Origin of the sequence: Streptomyces sp. R-74717 (assembly GCF_047305335.1) — a bacterium.
GTDB lineage: Bacteria > Actinomycetota > Actinomycetes > Streptomycetales > Streptomycetaceae > Streptomyces > Streptomyces atratus.
Genome location: NZ_CP102361.1, coordinates 6995284 through 7012938, shown reverse-complemented (window position 1 = coordinate 7012938; position 17655 = coordinate 6995284). Strand labels below are relative to the sequence as shown.

Genomic DNA, 17655 nt, shown 5'->3' with positions numbered 1-17655 from the left:
TGGCGTGACTCCGGGCACCCCCGGCTCCCGGCACCGCGAGTAGGGAGGCATCTGTCGTGACTGAGCTTCGGTTCGTCCGGCTGGGATTCGGCGAGGAAGCCGTCGACTACCAGGAGGCCTGGCAGAAGCAGCGCGAGGTGCACGCGGCCAGATTCGAGGACACCGTCCCGGACACCTGTCTGCTGCTGGAACACCCGCCCGTCTACACGGCGGGGCGGCGCACGACCGACAGTGAGCGCCCGCTGGACGGCACCCCGGTCATCGATGTGGACCGCGGCGGGAAGATCACCTGGCACGGTCCCGGGCAGCTGGTCGGCTACCCGATCCAGAAGCTGCCCCGCCCGGTGGATGTCGTCGCGCATGTCCGCCGGCTGGAGGACGCGCTGATCCGTACCGCCGCCGAATTCGGGCTGGAGACCTCCCGGGTCGAGGGCCGCAGCGGGGTCTGGGTCCTCGGCGACCCGGTCGAGGACCGTCCGTCGATCGGCGGCCTCTCCCTCGACTTCGACCCGCGGCTGCAGGACGAGGAATTCGACCCGCGGCTGAACGGCCCCGAGTACGCCCCGTCCAACGCCGGGCAGCGCCGCGAGGACCGCAAGCTGGCCGCGATCGGCATCCGGGTGGCCAAGGGCGTGACCATGCACGGTTTCTCGCTCAATGTGAACCCGGACAACACCTGGTTCGACCGCATCGTGCCGTGCGGCATCCGGGACGCGGGCGTCACGTCACTCGCGTACGAACTGGGTCGCGACATCGCAATCGCGGAGGTGCTCCCGGTCGTCGAGAAGCACCTCAAGGACGTCCTGGAGAACGCGCAGCTCGCCCCGCGCACCATCGAGCGCCCGTCGGGTGCCGTGGCCACGGCATGACAGCCTGGACACCCGGCAGGGAATAGGCCCTGCCGGCCACAGGTTGGCCAGACGTAAAGCCGTTTGAACCACGGGCGTACCCTGGTGTTCGCCGAAGAATCCAATGCAGTGAAAGCAAAGGGGAGTGCCGGAGTGTCCGCTGTCGCACCCGACGGGCGCAAGATGCTGCGCCTTGAGGTCCGGAACAGCCAGACCCCCATCGAGCGCAAGCCCGAGTGGATCAAAACCCGGGCGAAGATGGGCCCCGAGTACAACCAGTTGCAGAAGCTCGTGAAGAGCGAGGGCCTGCACACGGTGTGCCAGGAGGCCGGCTGCCCCAACATCTTCGAGTGCTGGGAGGACCGTGAGGCCACGTTCCTCATCGGCGGCGACCAGTGCACCCGGCGCTGTGACTTCTGCCAGATCGACACGGGCAAGCCGCAGGCGCTGGACCGGGACGAGCCCCGCAGGGTCGGCGAGTCCGTCGTCACGATGGACCTGAATTACGCCACCATCACCGGCGTCGCACGCGACGACCTGGAGGACGGCGGTGCCTGGCTGTACGCGGAGACCGTGCGCCAGATCCACGCGCTGACCGCGGACCGGGAGGCCGGCCGCACCAAGGTCGAGCTGCTGATCCCCGACTTCAACGCGGTGCCCGAGCAGCTCGCCGAGGTCTTCTCCTCGCGCCCCGAGGTGCTCGCGCACAACGTCGAGACGGTGCCGCGGATCTTCAAGCGGATCCGCCCCGGTTTCCGTTACGAGCGCTCCCTGGAGGTCATCACGCGGGCCCGCGAGGCCGGCCTGGTGACCAAGTCCAACCTGATCCTCGGCATGGGCGAGACCCGCGAGGAAGTCAGCGAGGCGCTCCAGGATCTGTACGACGCGGGTTGCGAGCTCATCACGATCACGCAGTACCTGCGGCCCTCCGTGCGCCACCACCCGGTCGAGCGCTGGGTGAAGCCGCACGAGTTCGTGGAGCTGAAGGAGGAGGCCGACGAGATCGGCTACTCCGGCGTGATGTCCGGGCCGCTGGTCCGTTCCTCGTACCGCGCGGGCCGTCTTTTCCAGCAGGCGATCGAGCGGCGCGGCGTCGTTGCGGCGGCGCCCACTGTGTGAATCCGGGCACAAGAAGCTACCGGGCGGTAATAGCTGATTCGACGCGGCTCATACGCTCCCCGCAGGTCGGGGGCGCGTATGGGCCGCGTCGGCGTGCGCTGCGCTCATATCAAGGTTTCATTGGTGTTTGACCGACCGGTCATGCGCTGGTAACACCGAGCAATGACGCTGGGTGCAACGGCGCAGCGACTCTGCGGGCCGCTGCCACCCCTGCTTCCCGCACCCAGCGCACGCCACCCACTTCGCGCAACGCAGTCCCGGGCAGATCGGCCCGGGCAGCTGAGTCCACGCAACTCAGTCCGCACATCCGCTCCGAGGAGATTTCCACGATGCAGGCCGTGCCGGTACGCGCCACCGCCATCCCTTCCGTCACCGATGCTCTCCGTGCCGTCGAGTCGCTGCTGCTGAGCAGCGGCCAGCGCACCGCCCGCCGCAACGCCTGGACAGCCGTCCTGGAGGACCGGCGCCGGGCCAAGGACCGGGTCGAGACCGAGTACGTACTGGAGGCCGCGGCCGATCACCGTTCCTGAGCCACGTAAACTTCCGTACATGGCGAGGAAGGCAAACACTGAAGGCGCGGACAGCGCCGAGAACGCGGGGCGGCTCAAGCAGATCGCCCTGACCTACAAGATGACCCGGCGGACCGACTCCAAGATCGGTCTTGTCGTCGCGGGTGTGGGAATCGTCACCTTCGGTGTCCTCCTCGCGGTCGGTTTTCTGATCGACCACCCGATCTACCTGGGCATCCTGGGCTTCGTGCTGGCCCTCCTCGCGATGGCGATCGTCTTCGGACGGCGTGCCGAGCGCGCCGCCTTCGGGCAGATGGAGGGACAGCCGGGCGCTGCGGCGGCAGTGCTGGACCGGGTGGGCCGTGGCTGGACCACGACCCCTGCGGTCGCGATGAACCGCAGCCAGGACGTCGTCCACCGCGCCGTGGGCAAGGCGGGCATCGTCCTGGTCGGCGAGGGCAACCCGAACCGGGTGAAGCTGTTGCTCGCGGCCGAGAAGAAGAAGATGGCGCGCATCCTGGTCGACGTGCCGGTGCACGACATCGTCGTCGGCAACGACGAGGGCCAGGTGCCGCTCAAGAAGGTGCGCACCAAGATGCTGAAGCTGCCGCGCGTCCTGACCGGCCCGCAGGTGACGGCCGCCAATGACCGGCTGCGCGCGATGGGCGACCTGATGAGCAACATGCCGCTGCCCAAGGGCCCGATGCCGAAGGGCATGCGGATGCCGCGCGGCGGAAAGATGCGCTGACGCTTCCGTCGTACATATCCGCTGTACGCACGAAGAGGGCGGGTTGCGAACCGGTTCGGTTCGCAACCCGCCCTCTTCTCATGCCGTCTGCGGTATCCGTCCTCGGCTCAGATGCGCACCTGAACAGCGCGGGCCAGCCGGTCGTGCAGGCCGCGGCCGTCGCGGTCCCAGACCAGCGCCGGAATCGCCACGCACAGCAGCACACTCCGGACGATCGCCCGCCCGAAAGTGAGCCGGCCGCCGTTCTCGGCGACGACCCTGATGCCCAGGAGTCGCTTGCCGGGCGTGCAGCCGATGGTCCCGACGGTGAGCACACTCAGCACGAGAAAGACGCCCAGCGCCCAGTTCCCGGCCGCCTGCTGGTCACCGCGAGCGAACAGCCCGTATGCGATCACCATGCACAGGACCCAGTCGATGAAGAGCGCACCGAAGCGCCGGCCGAGCGGCGCCACGGATCCCGGCCCGTGCTCGGGCAGGCCGAGCCGCTTGCCCCGGTGGCCGAAGTCGGCCCCCATCTCCTCGGCGGCCGCGCGCGGCCCGGAGAGCCACGATCCGATTGCTTGCCTATTGTCCACCCGACCACGGTACTGCGCCCGCCCGCGCGCCCTGCCGGGCGGGGGGCCGCTGCGGGCTGCCACCCGGCAGGGACGAGGGCCCCGCACCGGCCACGAGGTGCCGCTCGAGCCCGGCTCGGTTAACTTCTGCGAAACAAATGGGTCATGCTTGAGAAATCCGGTCTGCCTATGGTCGGGTCCAGCGTGTGCCACCGCACTGGCCGCACCACGAGCTGCAACCCCGTCCCTCCCGGGCCGGGAGTAGGAGGAGTTGGATGTTCCAGAACGCCGACGACGCGAAGAAGTACATCGCCGACGAAGACGTCAAGTTCATCGATGTCCGGTTCTGCGACCTGCCCGGTGTGATGCAGCACGTCACCGTACCGGCGGCAACCTTCGAACCGGCTGACGAGCTCGCCTTCGACGGCTCGTCGATCCGCGGCTTCCAGGCCATCCACGAGTCCGACATGGCGCTGCGCGCGGACCTGTCGACCGCCCGCGTCGACCCGTTCCGCCGTGACAAGACCGTCAACATCAACTTCTTCATCCACGACCCGATCACGGGCGAGCAGTACAGCCGTGACCCGCGGAACGTGGCCAAGAAGGCCGAGGCGTACCTCGCTTCCACCGGCATCGCCGACACCGCGTACTTCGGTCCCGAGGCAGAGTTCTACGTCTTCGACAACGTCCGCTTCCAGACGTCGGCGAACGAGAGCTTCTACCACATCGACTCCGAGGCCGGTGCCTGGAACACCGGGTCGGAAGTGAACAACCGCGGCTACAAGGTCCGCTACAAGGGCGGCTACTTCCCGGTCCCGCCGGTCGACCACTTCGCCGACCTGCGTGCCGAGATGTCCCTGGAGCTGGAGAAGAGCGGCCTTCAGATCGAGCGCCAGCACCACGAGGTCGGCACCGCCGGCCAGGCGGAGATCAACTACAAGTTCAACACGCTGCTCGCCGCGGCCGACGACCTGATGCTCTTCAAGTACATCGTGAAGAACGTCGCCTGGCGCAACGGCAAGACCGCGACCTTCATGCCGAAGCCGATCTTCGGCGACAACGGCTCGGGCATGCACGTCCACCAGTCCCTGTGGGCCGGCGGCGACCCGCTGTTCTACGACGAGCAGGGCTACGCGGGCCTCTCGGACATCGCCCGCTACTACATCGGCGGCATCCTCAAGCACGCCCCGTCGCTGCTGGCCTTCACCAACCCGACGGTGAACTCGTACCACCGCCTGGTCCCCGGCTTCGAGGCCCCGGTCAACATGGTGTACTCGCAGCGCAACCGCTCGGCCGCCATGCGTATCCCGATCACGGGCTCGAACCCGAAGGCCAAGCGCGTCGAGTTCCGCGCCCCGGACCCGTCGTCCAACCCGTACCTCGCCTTCTCCGCTCTGCTGATGGCCGGCCTCGACGGCGTCAAGAACAAGATCGAGCCCGCCGAGCCGATCGACAAGGACCTGTACGAGCTGGCTCCCGAGGAGCACGCGAACGTCCAGCAGGTCCCGACCTCCCTCCCGGCCGTCCTGGAGGCGCTGGAGGCGGACAACGAGTACCTGCAGGCCGGCGGCGTCTTCACGTCCGACCTGATCGAGACGTGGATCGACTACAAGCGGACCAACGAGATCGCCCCGATCCAGCTGCGCCCGCACCCGCACGAGTTCGAGCTGTACTTCGACCTCTAAAGAGTGGTACCGGTCACGCCGGGATCCGAATCGCCGTCAGATGTGACGTGAGGGCCGCCACTTCCTTCCGGAGGTGGCGGCCCTCGCTCGTCCCGGCGCCAGCCACAGCGGTGAGGGCCGCCGCCCATGTGCGGGTGGCGGCCTTCACCGTTTGTCTCCCGTCACCGAATCGCGCATACATCTCCCCCGCATTCGCAACCGCACGGAATTAAACCTGACACTGCCACTCCTAGGATGAACCGTCTCTTGTTGCCCCTCGGGCCCCATGCAACGCTTTTCCTTGCACGGACCCATCACAAAGGGGAATCTCATGCATGGAAAGAAGCGAATTCTCGCCCTGCTCGGCGTCCCGCTGGGTGCGTCTCTGGCGCTGGCACCCGGAATCTCCGCCGGGGCGCACGCCGCAACTCCTGGCAAGAGCGCGACATCGGGGGCCGCTTCACAGCCATCGACCATTCCGGCAGTCTCCTGTTCGATCGCCGGAAGCGAAGATCCGAACCAGAGCGCAAAAATAACCGGATCCGGTTACACCGCCGGGCAACTGGTCTCCTTCATCAGCGGGAAGCGCACGATCACCACTGCGACGGCTGACGGCGGTGGAGTGGTCAACGCGGTGGCGGTAGTCAAGGCCGACGAGACCGTCACCGCCCAAGAGGGAGCGAACCAGCAGGGGTGCGTGAACCTTGTTGTCAAGGCAAACCCGACATCGCCAGAGGTTCCTGGCGTACCGGTTCCGGGCACCGCCGACGAGAGGGAACAGGCGCTCATCGCCGGGGCGAACGACGGCGCCGCGTCGTGCAGGCAGAAGTCCGACCACTTCAGCGAAAACACCGGAAAGAGCCAGAGTTTCGTGGCGGATTACACTCTCGGGTTCAACAACAAGGTGGCATCCATCGACGGTTGCTCCGCGATGCTGGCGCAGCTGAGGTCGGGGCTCCCGGTCGCTCAGAACCAGAACCCGAACGAAAACCAGAACAACCAAAACCAGAACATGAACCGAAACAGGAACCAGGACCACAACCAGAACCAGAACCAGAACCAGAACCAGAACCAGAATAACCCTGTGAGCGGGCGAGGGAACCACTGACCTCAACCTCACACAAAGGGCCCGGCAGCTCGCTGCCGGGCCCTTTGTGGTGTTTGGCTTGGTCGCAGCCTGCCGCACAGGCCGTCCCCGTCCCCCACGCCCTGTGCATCCGAGTACCGCCGGGCCGACTCCCCGGCTTGCTCTCGCAACGTGATCCCACCAACGGCGTAGAGCGGCGGCAGGCCCCTGAACGCTTCCGGCCGCACCCTCGCACGTGGCAGAGCGCGCTTCCGGAAACCGACTATCCTGGGAGTAGAGGTACCAGGTAATACCATCCGCAACAGTCGCCCAGCAGAGGGGACAACGGATGAATTGCGACCAACGGCGAGCGCAGCTCGCGGACTTCCTCAAAACACGACGGCTGGCCCTTCAGCCGGAAGAGGTCGGCCTTCCGTCACGAGCATCGCGGCGAACCCCGGGCCTGCGACGGGAAGACGTCGCCGACCTTGCGGGAATCAGCGCCTGCTGGTACACCCGCCTCGAACAGGGCCGGAACATCCGGGTCTCCGACCAGGTCCTCAATTCGCTGGCCGAAGCCCTTCGCCTCAGCGCCGATGAGCGCGACTATCTCCTGGCCTTGGCGAACAGTGACGCCCGTTCCAGCGCGAGCGTTCCCGCGGACGGTGTGTCTCCGGCTCTCCAGCGCATCCTGGACAGCCAGCATCCGCATCCGGCATTCGTTCTCGGTCCCCGATTCAACATTCTTGCCTGGAACCAGGCAAGAACCGATGTCTACGGCGATCTCGCCAAAATCCCACCTGAACACCGTCACATGCTGTGGCTGTTCTTCGGCGGCTATATGCGTGGACTGATTCAGAACTGGGAGCCGAGCGCCCGATCCGTACTGGCCAAGTTCCGCGCGGCCACCGGATTGTACGTCCACGAACCGTGGTTCACCGGACTGGTCAGCGAACTGAGCAAGAACAGCCCGGAATTCCGTGATTGGTGGCAGCAGCACGAAATCGAAAGGCACCATGCCACTGCTCGGGAAGTGCGCCATCCTTTCGTCGGTCGTATGGTGCTGGAGGAGAGCGCGCTCATTGTCGACGACTGCTCGGATCGGCGCATCATTCTCGAGATCCCGCAGCCCGGCACCGGCACCGAGAACAAGCTGACGGCGCTTTCCTGCCGGCCTCACCGGGTGCAGGCTCCGCCGTGGTACACGCTTCGGAGGCCGGCCTCAAGGGAACGGCAGAACGACCACTGCTGACGGGGCTGCCTGGCAGAGATACGTACGCGTCCGCAGCGGCATCTGCGATCAGTGTCGCAGTGCGGTTCCCACGTCGGCCTTGATGTCGCCCGACAGCTTGCGGTTGCTGCGGGCCGTGGCGTCCTTGGAGGCCTTCGGGCCGACGTCATCGACCGTCACCACCACCGTGTCGAGCAGGTTACCGCTCGGGTCGCGGAAGTTGATCTGCACGGCGTACGACTTCGCCGAGTCGGCGCTGTTCGTCACCGTGACCTTCGCGGTGGCGCGGCCGTCGTGGCCGGTGTTCGGCGTGCCCAGCCTGACGTCGCCCTTGGCGTTCACACCGTTCTTGAAGCCCTTCAGCTTCTCGCCTGCGGCGGCTGTCGCTGAGGCCACCACGTCGGAGCCCCTGGATGCCACCGACGCCGCGGCGGACGCGGCCTTGGACGCCGTGCTGGAGGCCTTGCCGCCGTCGTCGGAACACGCGGCAGCCGTCGACATCACGGCAGTTGTCAGCAGTACGGCCCACAGACCTCCTGCGGCTTTCCTCGTCATCGTGCCTCCCGGTACTGGCCCATCGCCCCAGTCAAAGGGGCGGCGGGCGGGGCTGCATGCCGTGCACGCCGGACGGGTGATGGACCGGGTCGGCGCGAACGTCGTACGTCAGGGAGCGGCTGCCCCGTGGAGTCGCGGCGCACCGGGCGACGGCCGAGTCCGGTGGCATGACTGAGGACGCTGCCGTGGAACGGGGAGCCTGAAGACCAAGGGCTTCATGAGGGGCGGCTCCTTCGCCGTCACGCTCGGGAAGTCGGGTGGCAAGGTCGCCTGCGCCGTGACGGTGGACGACGGGACCGTCCGGACGGTCCCGTCGTCCGGGGCCTTTGCCACTGACACCTGCAGCGGGTTCTGAGCCGGGTGCGGTCGTACGCGCCTGTGCCCCCGGGGTTCCGGGGGCACAGACTTCGGGTGCGGGAGCAGTCGGTCGTCAGCCGCCGGCCGTCACCATCAGCGGCCGTAGCGGATCAGGGCGCGGACCATGCGGCAGGTCGTGTCGGACGGCGGGTGGATGCCGATGCGCTCGGCAGTCGTACGTATCTTGTCGTTGGTCGCGGTCGACGGGTAGTAGACGCCCGTGTCGAGCAGGGCGATCGCCAGGCGCATGGCCTTCAGGCGGCGATTGTGGGAGACGTACCACTCGCGGGGGCGGCCCGCGGGGAGCGGCTTCTTCTGCAGGGGCTTGTGGAGCGGCTTGGTCGTGACTGCGGCAACGGCCATGGGCAACCTCCTGGCACGGTCGTGAAACCCTCACGAACTACCTCCATTTTACGGCCCACCACTGACAATCGCCGCTGGCCAGAAGGGCTTTCGCACAGTCCCTCCCGTATCGTTGGCCCCATGGAGATCTGGATCAATCCCGCCTGTTCCAAGTGCCGCAGCGCGGTGCAACTGCTCGACGCGGAGGGCGCCGAGTACACCGTCCGCCGCTATCTGGAGGATGTGCCGTCGCCGGACGAGATCCGGGCCGTGCTCGACCGGCTCGGGCTGGAGCCGTGGGACATCACGCGGACGCAGGAAGCGGACGCGAAGGAACTCGGGCTCAAGGAGTGGCCGCGCGAGGCCGGTTCGAGGGAGCGGTGGATCTCGGCTCTCGCCGGGCATCCGAAGCTGATCCAGCGGCCGATCATCACGGCGGACGACGGCACCGCCGTCGTGGCGCGCACGGACGAGGCGGTACGGGACGCCATGGAGCGCTGAGCACCCCGCGCGGCGAGAGTTACCGGGTCATCAGGAAGTCCTCGATCCTGCGGTTCAGTTCGCCGGCCGTCGGCTCGTGCAACGGCAGGGTGTGGTGCGTCGCGCCTGGAATCGTCGCCGTCTGCGCGTGCGGAAGCAGCCGGGCCGCCGCGGCGGCGACGCGGGCCGGGTCATGGGCCCGGCTGTATTCGGCAAGCAGGATCAGGGTCGGCACATCCAGTGCGCCCAGGGCCTCGGGTTCGGGGCGGGGTCCGGTGACGGGACGGACGGACGGGAAGTCGGCTGCCGCGTAGCGCAGTCGCAGCCACGTCCGGTCGAGCGCGGCGCGGCCCGTCTCCCACTCCAGGAAGGTCCGCGTCCGTTTCGCTCCGGGGCGGAGCAGCATCGGCAGCGCGTGCAGCAGATAGCCGGGCCGGAAGCCGGCGAAGCACTGGGTCGGGTCGAGGAGGATCAGCTTCCGGACGCGGTGGGGCTGCGCGCGCAGGGCGTAGTGGAGAGCGATCCAGGCCCCGTACGAATGCCCGCACAGCGCGCTGCCGCCTGCCCCCAAGCCGTCCACCACCGCGTCGAGCCACGCCGTCAGGTCCTCCACCGTACGGATCGGGCGCGACCCCGCAACGCTGCGACCCGGGTCACCGATGAGGTCGACGGCATGGACTCGATGGGTGCGGCCCAGGTGGGCGGCCTGCGCGTACCAGACGGTGGAGGTGGAACCGCCACCGGCCAGCAGCACCAGGGGCGGGGCATCCTCGGGGCCGCAACTGTTGACGTGGGTGATGCCGTACGAGGTGGGGACCCGGCTGCTGTGTGTGCCGGCCGGCCACTTGGCCGCCAGGACTCCGTTGTACGCAGCGAGGAATGACGTGGTGGTGGTCATGGGATGCCTCCCCGGTCGGATGCCTTCCGATATTATCTCGCTCAGCGAGATAATATCGGCGGGTCGAGAGGGAGGGACCGGGGTGATCGACGAGGGCCCCGAAATGGAGATCGTCCATCTGCTGCGCAAGGTGACGGTCGAATTCGGTCTGCGCCAGGCCGAATTCGCAGCCCGGCACGGCATGCACTCCACCGATGTGCGGGCCCTGATCTGCCTGCTGGACGCCGAGCGGGCCGGTACGGACGCCACCGCCGGGTGGCTCGGCGCCCAGCTCGGCCTCAACTCGGCGGGCACCACCTCGGTCATCGACCGTCTGGAGCGCCTGGGTCACCTCGAACGCACGCGTGATCCTCGTGACCGGCGACGGGTGCTGCTGAGCGTGACGCCACGGGCGGTGGAGCTGGGACGTTCCTTCTTCGGGCCGCTGATCGACGACACGGTGGCCGTGCTGCGCGAGTTCGACGAGAGCGAGACGGCCGCGGTCCGGCGCTTCCTGTCCGCCGCGCACCAGGCAGTCACCATCGTTCCCTGACTGCCGGAACGGCAGAGGGGACACTCCGTGAGCCTGCCCCGTCCACCACTCGGACCGACTGCTCTCTCCATGGCCGCCGGTGAGCAACTGCACCGGGGTGGGCAGGACTTGGCACTGAGAGCCGAGGTGGAGGCCTGGCTGCGGCTCCGGACGCGGTTGATGCAGCCGCGGAGCCCGTACGGGGACGGGCCGCGCCACCTTCCCGGCCCGGCCCCCGAGCCCCGCCTCCCTACGCCCCCGCCTGCTTCTCCGCCTCGGCCAGCAGTTCCGTCAGGCGTAGTCCGAACCGGACGTCGCAGGGGTGCGGCTCTCCCGTGCGCACCGAATCGATCAGTGCGTCCACCGCTGCCCGGAAGGAACCGACCGCGTCGCCCCACCGCGGCAGTGTGGCGACTCCCTGTTCGCCTTTGAGTTCGATCTCCGTGCCTACCGCGCCCACCGGGGCCCCCAGTGCGAGCGTCACCGTGCTGGATGCGCCGGAGGTGTGGCGGAGGATCAGGTGAGTGGTGTCGGACGGACCGCGGGCCGCGGTCAGGTGTGTCACGTCACCCAGTGCCGGGATCAGGACCGACAGGACATGCGGGCCGACGTCCCACAGGCCGCCCTTCTCGCGGCGCCAGGGCGAGGCGGCGTACTCGCTGGTCGTGCCGGGCGCGAACAGCGCACCGATCCACTCGGCGCGAGCGGTGAACCAGCCGTCCAGGGCGGCCTGTTCGGCGATCCAGGCGGATGTCTCGGCCGCGAACCGCAGGGTGCAGAAGACGACGGACGCGACCCCGGTCTCCTCAACGGCGCGGGCGACCTCGCGGGCTCCGACGACGGTGGTCGCCACCGGCTTGTCCATCAGCAGATGGCGGCCGGTGGCCGCGGCGCGGGCGGCGAGCGGGGCCTGGACGTCCGGCGGCACGGCGAACGCGATGGCATCGCTGGCGGCGAACAGCTCGTCGATGCCGTCCTCACCGGTGTGCGCCGTGGTGCCATGGGCGGCGGCCAGCGCGTTCGCGGCCTCGGGGCGTCGGCCCCACACGCCGCTCAGTGCGACGCCGGGGTGGGCGGCGAGGGCTGGGGCCTGGGTGTTCCGGGCCCAGGGGCCCGTACCGACGAGGCCGATGCGCAGGGGGGTGGCGGGAAGTGTCGTCATGGGGCAAGTCTGCCGGGTTCGCCGGACCACTCCCGTATTGAGTTGGCGGAGAGTGGGCTTCACTGGCTACGTTTGCGGTGCCGGCCGCGGGACTCCGGCGCGACTTCCGGGACTTGCCTATGAAGCAGTGATTTCGCTGTTCGCGCCCCCATTCCCCGGCCGGCGCTCCGCCCCTGCCTACGGCGGCGCGTGACACGACGGGGGAAACCATGGCGACCAGCACCGGGACCACTCGCACCGGGACCGGTGCCGACCTCGTCGCGGCCGAGGACGTACTTCTCTTCGTCAACGCGGCGATCACCGCGACCGGACAGCGTGAGTTCCGCTCGACGGCGTATCAGCAGCGGCTTTCGCTGGACTTCCTCCATGAGTACGTACGGGTCAACTACCGCCGGGTGTACGCCGCCGCGCTCGCCCTCGACATCAACGACCACAACGCCGTGCGCATCGTCCAGGGCCTGCTGGAGAGCGCCGCCGACGCGACCGCAGAGGAGAAGCGCACCGAGGGCCGGCTGATCGCCGCCCGGCTGGCGAAGCTGCCGCCACAGCGCGTGTACCGGCTGTTCCGGGCGCTGCGCGGGGCCGAGGTGAACAACCGGCGCACCCGCGCGATCATGCGCGACTGGCTGACCGCCCGGCCGGATCCGGCGCACGACGCCGTGAAGTACCGCGCCGGTCTGAAGACCGCCGCCCGCCATGTCCATCTCCGGTTCGACGGGCCCGGTGAGCCGGGCGAGACCGGGGATTTCCTGTTCCGGCCGGGGCGGCGGCCGCGCTACCGGCACCAGCTGCTCGACGCGTGGCGGCGTGCCCATTACGAGCAGGGCGCCGTCGACGAGCTGCCGTTCACCGTCGCCGAGGGCTTCGCCTCCCGGCACGGGATGAAGCGCGAGGTGTTCCTGGAGCGGATGGCGCCCCGGATGACCCGCCTGGAGCGGCTGCGGACCCAGGGGCAGCGCGGCGCCGGAAACGATGTGCGGCCGCCCACGGATACCGACCTGACGGTGATGCCGCTGACCCGGCTCGCCCTGTACGTCCTGTCGCTCGGCTTCGAGGTGCGGGGGCTCCACCGCAAGGAGCTGACCCATGCCCTGCGGACCGCCGCCCGCCGAGCGGCGGGCCCGCACGCCGGGAGCTGGGGCCGGGTCGCCGCCGTGCTGGACGACAGCTACTCGTCGTCCGGGTCGGGCGAGAAGCGGCGCCGTCCGCTGGCCGTGGCGCTGGCCTGCCACTTCCTGCTGGAGGCGCTGACCGCGCCGGGCGCGTACATCCCGCTGTGGACCTCGGGCGGCACCGATCCGCTGCTGGTCAGGCCCTGGGGCCCGACCCCGCTCGGCACCCGCGTACTGGACGCCTTGGAGCACGGCCCGGACCGGCTGGTCATCGTCTCGGACGGCTGGGACAACGCACCGCCCGGACTCGCGGGCGAGGTGCTGCGGGTGTGGCGGACCCGGCTCGATCCGGACCGGCGAACTGCTGTGGTTCATATGAACCCCGTATACGACGCGGACGGTTTCGATGTGCGGCGCCTCGCGCAGAGCGTGCCCACGGCCGGGATCAGGGACGCGGAGGACCTGCCGGCGCTGGTGGAGATCGCACAGTTCGCCGAGGGACGCACGGGACCGGCGGCCCTGTACGCCTATCTGGACCGGCAGGTGGCACGTTTCGTGAGTGCGCAGAAGGCGGGAGCCGCATCGTGAACAGGCTCGAACTTGCCGGGCTCGCCACCCGCCCCGCCCAGGTGTGGGGCGGCATCCGGCTGGTGCCGCTGGTGCGCGAGCAGCCGGTCGAGGGGCTTCGGCTGCACCGGGAGATCTACACGGGTTACGGGAACGGCGTCGTGGACGTCGGTCCGCGCACGCACTACACCTCGTACATCCCGCACGGCTTCGTCGCCGACTGGTCCGGCGAGGGCGCCCGGTCCGCCGCGTACGGTACGCAACTGGGCTCGGGCACCTCGCCCGGGAACCCGCCGCCCCGGACCGCACGGCTCCAGCGCAACCGCCACCACCGCATGGCCAAGCGGCAGCCGGGCGACCGGCTGCGCTTCCTGCCGCTGCACCTCGCGATGGAGGGCTATCTCGCCCTGCACTTCGGTGGCCCCGCGGTCGCCTGGGAGGAGTGGTCGCGGCAGGCACTGCGCGACGGGCTTTCGCCGCGTGCCGAGGACGCGTACATGGGGTGGTCGGTGCGCGGGCTCGGCGACGCGCTGCGGGCCTTCGAGATCCATCCCGGCCAGTGCGGGGTGATGGTGTACGCGGCCGATGCGCTCGCCGCCGCCTTCGTTCTGCCGCACCCGGACGACTACCGTCTGCTGCACCCTTCGCTCGTACAGGATCTCTACGGCGAACTGGTCCACCAGTACGCGCTGTACGGCGCACCGGTGGCGGAGTTCGCGGCGCGGATTTCCGATGGACCGCAGCTGCGGACGCTCGCCGGTCTTCGGGCGGCGGCGCGGGCGCAGGAGCGGGAGTGGGCCGAGGCGCACGACACCCTGTTCGCGCGCGAGCTGCTGGACACCTCGTACGCCTTCGACCGGGTGTACCGGATGGGCTCGTTCACACTGTGGCGGTTCCTGCCACCGTTCCTGCGCAATGGCGAGGGCCAGCACATCGGTGAGACGATCACCGATCACAAGGGGCAGGTCGCGTATCTGAAGACGTTCCGGCTGTCCGAGGCCCAGATCAGGCGTGGTCATCTGCTGCACCGGCTCTCCGACGCGGACTGGCGGCTCGCGCAGGCGGCCGTGGCGCTGGGCACCACCGAGGAGGAACTGGTGCGCCGGATCCGTGCCGCCGGTTTCGAGTCGCTGCTCAGGGCCCGCGCATGAAGGGTCGCCGAGGGCCCGCGCATCACGCAGGAAACCTCGGTAACACGGGGTTCACATTCGGGCAACGGACGGGAAATCGCGTCTTGCGAAGCTGCGCTGCATAGACCGGACCGCAGCACCGCAGCACCCGCAAAGGATGGCTTCCGTGACGTTCAAGGCTGAGTACATCTGGATCGACGGCACCGAGCCGACCGCCAAGCTCCGTTCGAAGACGAAGATCATGGCCGGAAGCCCGTCGCAGGATGTCGCGGAGCTGCCGATCTGGGGCTTCGACGGTTCGAGCACCAACCAGGCCGAGGGCCACGCCTCCGACCGGGTACTGAAGCCGGTCTTCACGTGCCCGGACCCGATCCGCGGCGGCGACGACGTTCTCGTCCTGTGCGAGGTCTTCAACATCGACATGACGCCGCACGAGTCCAACACCCGTGCCGTGCTGCGTCCGGTGGCCGAACGGTTCGCCGGCCAGGAGCCGGTCTTCGGCATCGAGCAGGAGTACACCTTCTTCGACGGCCACCGCCCGCTCGGTTTCCCCGAGGGCGGCTTCCCTGCCGCGCAGGGCGGCTACTACTGCGGTGTCGGCGCCGACGAGATCTTCGGCCGCGAGATCGTCGAGAAGCACCTCGACAACTGCCTGGAGGCGGGCCTCGGCCTCTCCGGCATCAACGCCGAGGTCATGCCCGGCCAGTGGGAGTTCCAGGTCGGCCCGCTGTCCCCGCTGGAGGTCTCCGACCAGCTGTGGATCGCCCGCTGGCTGCTGTACCGCACCGCCGAGGACTTCAACGTCTCCGCGACCCTCGACCCGAAGCCGGTCAGGGGCGACTGGAACGGCGCGGGTGCGCACACCAACTTCTCCACGAAGGCGATGCGCGAAGGACCTGAGGGCTATGCCGCGATCATCACCGCGTGCGAGTCCCTGGGCGAGGGCTCGAAGCCGATGGACCACGTCAAGAACTACGGCGCGGGCATCGACGACCGTCTGACCGGTCTGCACGAGACCGCCCCGTGGAACGAGTACAGCTACGGCGTCTCCGACCGCGGCGCGTCGGTCCGTATCCCGTGGCAGGTCGAGCAGGACCAGAAGGGCTACATCGAGGACCGCCGCCCGAACGCCAACGTCGACCCGTACGTCGTCACACGGCTGATCGTGGACACCTGCTGCACCGCGCTGGAGAAGGCCGACCAGGTCTGATCCCGTTCCGCCGTCCGCACGAGGGGGCGCCCACCCGACCAGGTGGGAGGGGCGAGGCGGATGACGGCTCATCGGTTGTGGCAGCCAGGGGTGAGGACCGTAACGCAAACGGTCCGTATCGACGAGTGAGAGAGGCCTGCTGCGCCGTCGCGTTCTCTGGTTCAATGGGGGCATGGCCAGCATCCAGTACACCTCGACAGGTCGCAGCGACCTCGAACCGTTCTGGCCGTCCCGTCAGCACCACGACTTCGACCGGGTGTGTTGCCGCGCGTTGAACGCGCAGGCCCTCTAAAGCCGCTCACCCGGCCTTCGGTCCGCGCGCACGCAAGCAAGTCCGTCCATCGACGACTCCTTCGCGCGAAAGAGCTGACCCTCATGGCGAACACTCGTACCTTCTCCGCCGCAGCCGCTGCCACCTCGGCGCCTTCGGCGACCGCTGCGACCACCACCTCCGCCCGTTCCCTCTCCCCCAACCGCCACCGGCTGCGCGCCGTCGACCCCGATGAGGTCGTCCAGCTGGCCGATGTGGCCGAGTTCCTGCCGCCGGGTGCCACCTGGCTGCCCGCACCCCAGCACACCGTTCCGGCGCTGCCGGGCCGGCCGCCGATGATCGGCTACCTGGTGCTCGTACCGGCCGATCAGCAGCCGGCCATCACCGCGGCTGCCGCTGCGGCCGCCCAGTACGTGGTGCCGACACCGGTGGAGGACCCGGCCACCACGGGTCCGGTGCGCATCGACCCCGTACAGCGCACCGCCGCGGTGGACGGGATGACGCTCGACCTCACCTTCCTGGAGTTCGAGCTGCTCGCCCATCTGGTCGCGCACCCGCACCGGGTGCACACCCGCGACCAGTTGGTGACCACGGTCTGGGGCTACGGACATGTGGGCGACGGACGCACCGTGGACGTCCATGTCGCCCGGCTGCGCCGCAAGCTGGGCGCCGAGCACCGCCGGTCGATCCAGACGGTGCGGCGTGTCGGGTACAAGTACACGCCCTGACGCGTCGGAAGGCATGAGGAGCGGCTTTGGTCCGGTACTCACCGGACCAGGGCCGCTCCATGTACCGGGTCGGCCCGGCCCGGTCAGCCACGCCGTCCGGACCCCACCGGCTCCCGCTCCGGCCCGTCGTGCTCCAGGCTCGGCAGCCGGGCCAGGGCGCACGGGGTGCGCCAGTTCCGCTCGCCCAGCAGGGCCATCACCGAGGGCAGCAGGACCATCCGTGCAACCTCGTCGATCGCGGCCCGGGTGGGCATTCCCCGGTCGTGGGCCTCGCGGACCCGGGAGGCCACGAACACGTGGTAGTCCGTGGAGAGTCCGAACAGGACGACCAGGGCGGGGGGCGGCGTCCATGCCTCGATCGCGCGACACCCCCCGAGCCGATCAGCGAAGCCTTCAGCCGCCGATGCCCGTGGTGAGCACGATGAAGAGCAGCCAGCCGAGAATGGCGGTTTTGCGGTGGTGTGCGCTCCACACACCGATGCGTGCCGCGAGGTTGCGCCTCATGGCGTGTTCGCCCCCAGGAGAGTGGGGGTGAGTCCTGTCGGTGGCTCCGCGGGGTGGGAACGGAAGTTCTGGGGCCGAATGGGTGACCT

General features: G+C 69.0%; 19 protein-coding genes and 1 pseudogene. 14 read left to right on the top strand and 6 right to left on the bottom strand.

Annotation, left to right across the window (positions count from 1 at the left end):
* The first annotated feature begins 56 nt into the window (after nt 1–56).
* The 4 genes from lipB (at nt 57) to NRF20_RS32140 (ending at nt 3224) form a co-directional block, all read left to right on the top strand.
* Nucleotides 57–869 (top strand): lipoyl(octanoyl) transferase LipB, encoded by an 813-nt coding sequence (gene lipB, locus NRF20_RS32155; RefSeq protein WP_266361854.1) that lies wholly within the window; start codon nt 57–59, stop codon nt 867–869.
* Nucleotides 870–1001: 132 nt separating this feature from the next.
* Nucleotides 1002–1967, top strand: a complete 966-nt coding sequence (gene lipA / locus NRF20_RS32150) for a lipoyl synthase (protein ID WP_413753763.1) — start codon at nt 1002–1004, stop codon at nt 1965–1967.
* 329 nt (nt 1968–2296) lie between these two features.
* Entirely contained in the window at nt 2297–2497 is a 201-nt protein-coding gene (locus NRF20_RS32145; RefSeq protein WP_114244165.1) for a hypothetical protein, read from the top strand.
* A 19-nt stretch (nt 2498–2516) separates the two neighbouring features.
* A complete protein-coding gene (locus NRF20_RS32140; RefSeq protein WP_266361852.1) occupies nt 2517–3224 on the top strand; it encodes a DUF4191 domain-containing protein in 708 nt (235 codons plus the stop codon).
* A 107-nt stretch (nt 3225–3331) separates the two neighbouring features.
* Here NRF20_RS32140 and NRF20_RS32135 read toward each other — a convergent pair whose 3' ends face one another.
* Nucleotides 3332–3799, bottom strand: a complete 468-nt coding sequence (locus tag NRF20_RS32135) for an RDD family protein (protein WP_398629722.1) — start codon at nt 3797–3799, stop codon at nt 3332–3334.
* Between the two features lie 254 nt (nt 3800–4053).
* On the opposite strand from NRF20_RS32135, the gene glnA reads away from it, so the two are divergent.
* The 3 genes from glnA (at nt 4054) to NRF20_RS32120 (ending at nt 7760) form a co-directional block, all read left to right on the top strand.
* Nucleotides 4054–5463: a type I glutamate--ammonia ligase gene (gene glnA / locus NRF20_RS32130; RefSeq protein ID WP_398629723.1), complete on the top strand. Its 1410-nt coding sequence runs from the start codon at nt 4054–4056 to the stop codon at nt 5461–5463.
* A gap of 310 nt (nt 5464–5773) precedes the next feature.
* Entirely contained in the window at nt 5774–6550 is a 777-nt protein-coding gene (locus NRF20_RS32125) for a hypothetical protein (RefSeq protein ID WP_413753762.1), read from the top strand.
* A 307-nt stretch (nt 6551–6857) separates the two neighbouring features.
* The gene (locus NRF20_RS32120) at nt 6858–7760 is read left to right on the top strand and encodes a helix-turn-helix transcriptional regulator (protein WP_398629725.1); all 903 of its coding nucleotides are present in this window, start codon (nt 6858–6860) and stop codon (nt 7758–7760) included.
* Between the two features lie 48 nt (nt 7761–7808).
* Here the strand turns inward: NRF20_RS32120 and NRF20_RS32115 are convergent, their stop codons facing one another.
* Complete coding sequence (locus NRF20_RS32115; protein WP_398629726.1) at nt 7809–8294, bottom strand: hypothetical protein; 486 nt, start codon at nt 8292–8294, stop codon at nt 7809–7811.
* A 217-nt stretch (nt 8295–8511) separates the two neighbouring features.
* Here NRF20_RS32115 and NRF20_RS32110 point away from each other — a divergent pair, with 217 nt between their 5' ends.
* Nucleotides 8512–8649, top strand: a complete 138-nt coding sequence (locus tag NRF20_RS32110) for a hypothetical protein (protein WP_413753761.1) — start codon at nt 8512–8514, stop codon at nt 8647–8649.
* A gap of 95 nt (nt 8650–8744) precedes the next feature.
* Here the strand turns inward: NRF20_RS32110 and NRF20_RS32105 are convergent, their stop codons facing one another.
* Nucleotides 8745–9014 (bottom strand): hypothetical protein, encoded by a 270-nt coding sequence (locus tag NRF20_RS32105; protein WP_093897585.1) that lies wholly within the window; start codon nt 9012–9014, stop codon nt 8745–8747.
* A 120-nt stretch (nt 9015–9134) separates the two neighbouring features.
* Between NRF20_RS32105 and NRF20_RS32100 the strand changes: the two genes are divergently transcribed.
* The gene (locus NRF20_RS32100; protein ID WP_114244178.1) at nt 9135–9494 is read left to right on the top strand and encodes an arsenate reductase family protein; all 360 of its coding nucleotides are present in this window, start codon (nt 9135–9137) and stop codon (nt 9492–9494) included.
* Nucleotides 9495–9513: 19 nt separating this feature from the next.
* On the opposite strand, the gene NRF20_RS32095 is transcribed toward NRF20_RS32100, so the two are convergent.
* On the bottom strand, nt 9514–10371 hold the full coding sequence (locus NRF20_RS32095) for an alpha/beta fold hydrolase (protein ID WP_398629728.1): 858 nt from the start codon (nt 10369–10371) through the stop codon (nt 9514–9516).
* Between the two features lie 82 nt (nt 10372–10453).
* On the opposite strand from NRF20_RS32095, the gene NRF20_RS32090 reads away from it, so the two are divergent.
* Nucleotides 10454–10903: a MarR family winged helix-turn-helix transcriptional regulator gene (locus tag NRF20_RS32090; RefSeq protein ID WP_398629729.1), complete on the top strand. Its 450-nt coding sequence runs from the start codon at nt 10454–10456 to the stop codon at nt 10901–10903.
* A 229-nt stretch (nt 10904–11132) separates the two neighbouring features.
* Here NRF20_RS32090 and NRF20_RS32085 read toward each other — a convergent pair whose 3' ends face one another.
* The gene (locus NRF20_RS32085) at nt 11133–12044 is read right to left on the bottom strand and encodes a Gfo/Idh/MocA family protein (RefSeq protein ID WP_398629730.1); all 912 of its coding nucleotides are present in this window, start codon (nt 12042–12044) and stop codon (nt 11133–11135) included.
* A 209-nt stretch (nt 12045–12253) separates the two neighbouring features.
* On the opposite strand from NRF20_RS32085, the gene NRF20_RS32080 reads away from it, so the two are divergent.
* From NRF20_RS32080 to NRF20_RS32065, 4 genes are all read left to right on the top strand, one after another.
* Nucleotides 12254–13744, top strand: coding sequence for a hypothetical protein (locus NRF20_RS32080; RefSeq protein ID WP_413753760.1), 1491 nt, complete (start codon nt 12254–12256; stop codon nt 13742–13744).
* Nucleotides 13741–14874: an ARPP-2 domain-containing protein gene (locus NRF20_RS32075; RefSeq protein ID WP_398629732.1), complete on the top strand. Its 1134-nt coding sequence runs from the start codon at nt 13741–13743 to the stop codon at nt 14872–14874. The genes NRF20_RS32080 and NRF20_RS32075 overlap by 4 nt, the downstream gene beginning before the upstream one ends.
* A gap of 145 nt (nt 14875–15019) precedes the next feature.
* Nucleotides 15020–16063, top strand: coding sequence for a glutamine synthetase (glnII, locus tag NRF20_RS32070; protein ID WP_413753759.1), 1044 nt, complete (start codon nt 15020–15022; stop codon nt 16061–16063).
* 375 nt (nt 16064–16438) lie between these two features.
* Complete coding sequence (locus NRF20_RS32065; protein ID WP_413753758.1) at nt 16439–17062, top strand: winged helix-turn-helix domain-containing protein; 624 nt, start codon at nt 16439–16441, stop codon at nt 17060–17062.
* Between the two features lie 83 nt (nt 17063–17145).
* Here the strand turns inward: NRF20_RS32065 and NRF20_RS32060 are convergent.
* Nucleotides 17146–17453 (bottom strand): annotated as a pseudogene (locus NRF20_RS32060) (MMPL family transporter); the annotation flags it as partial.
* Between the last annotated feature and the right edge of the window lie 202 nt (nt 17454–17655).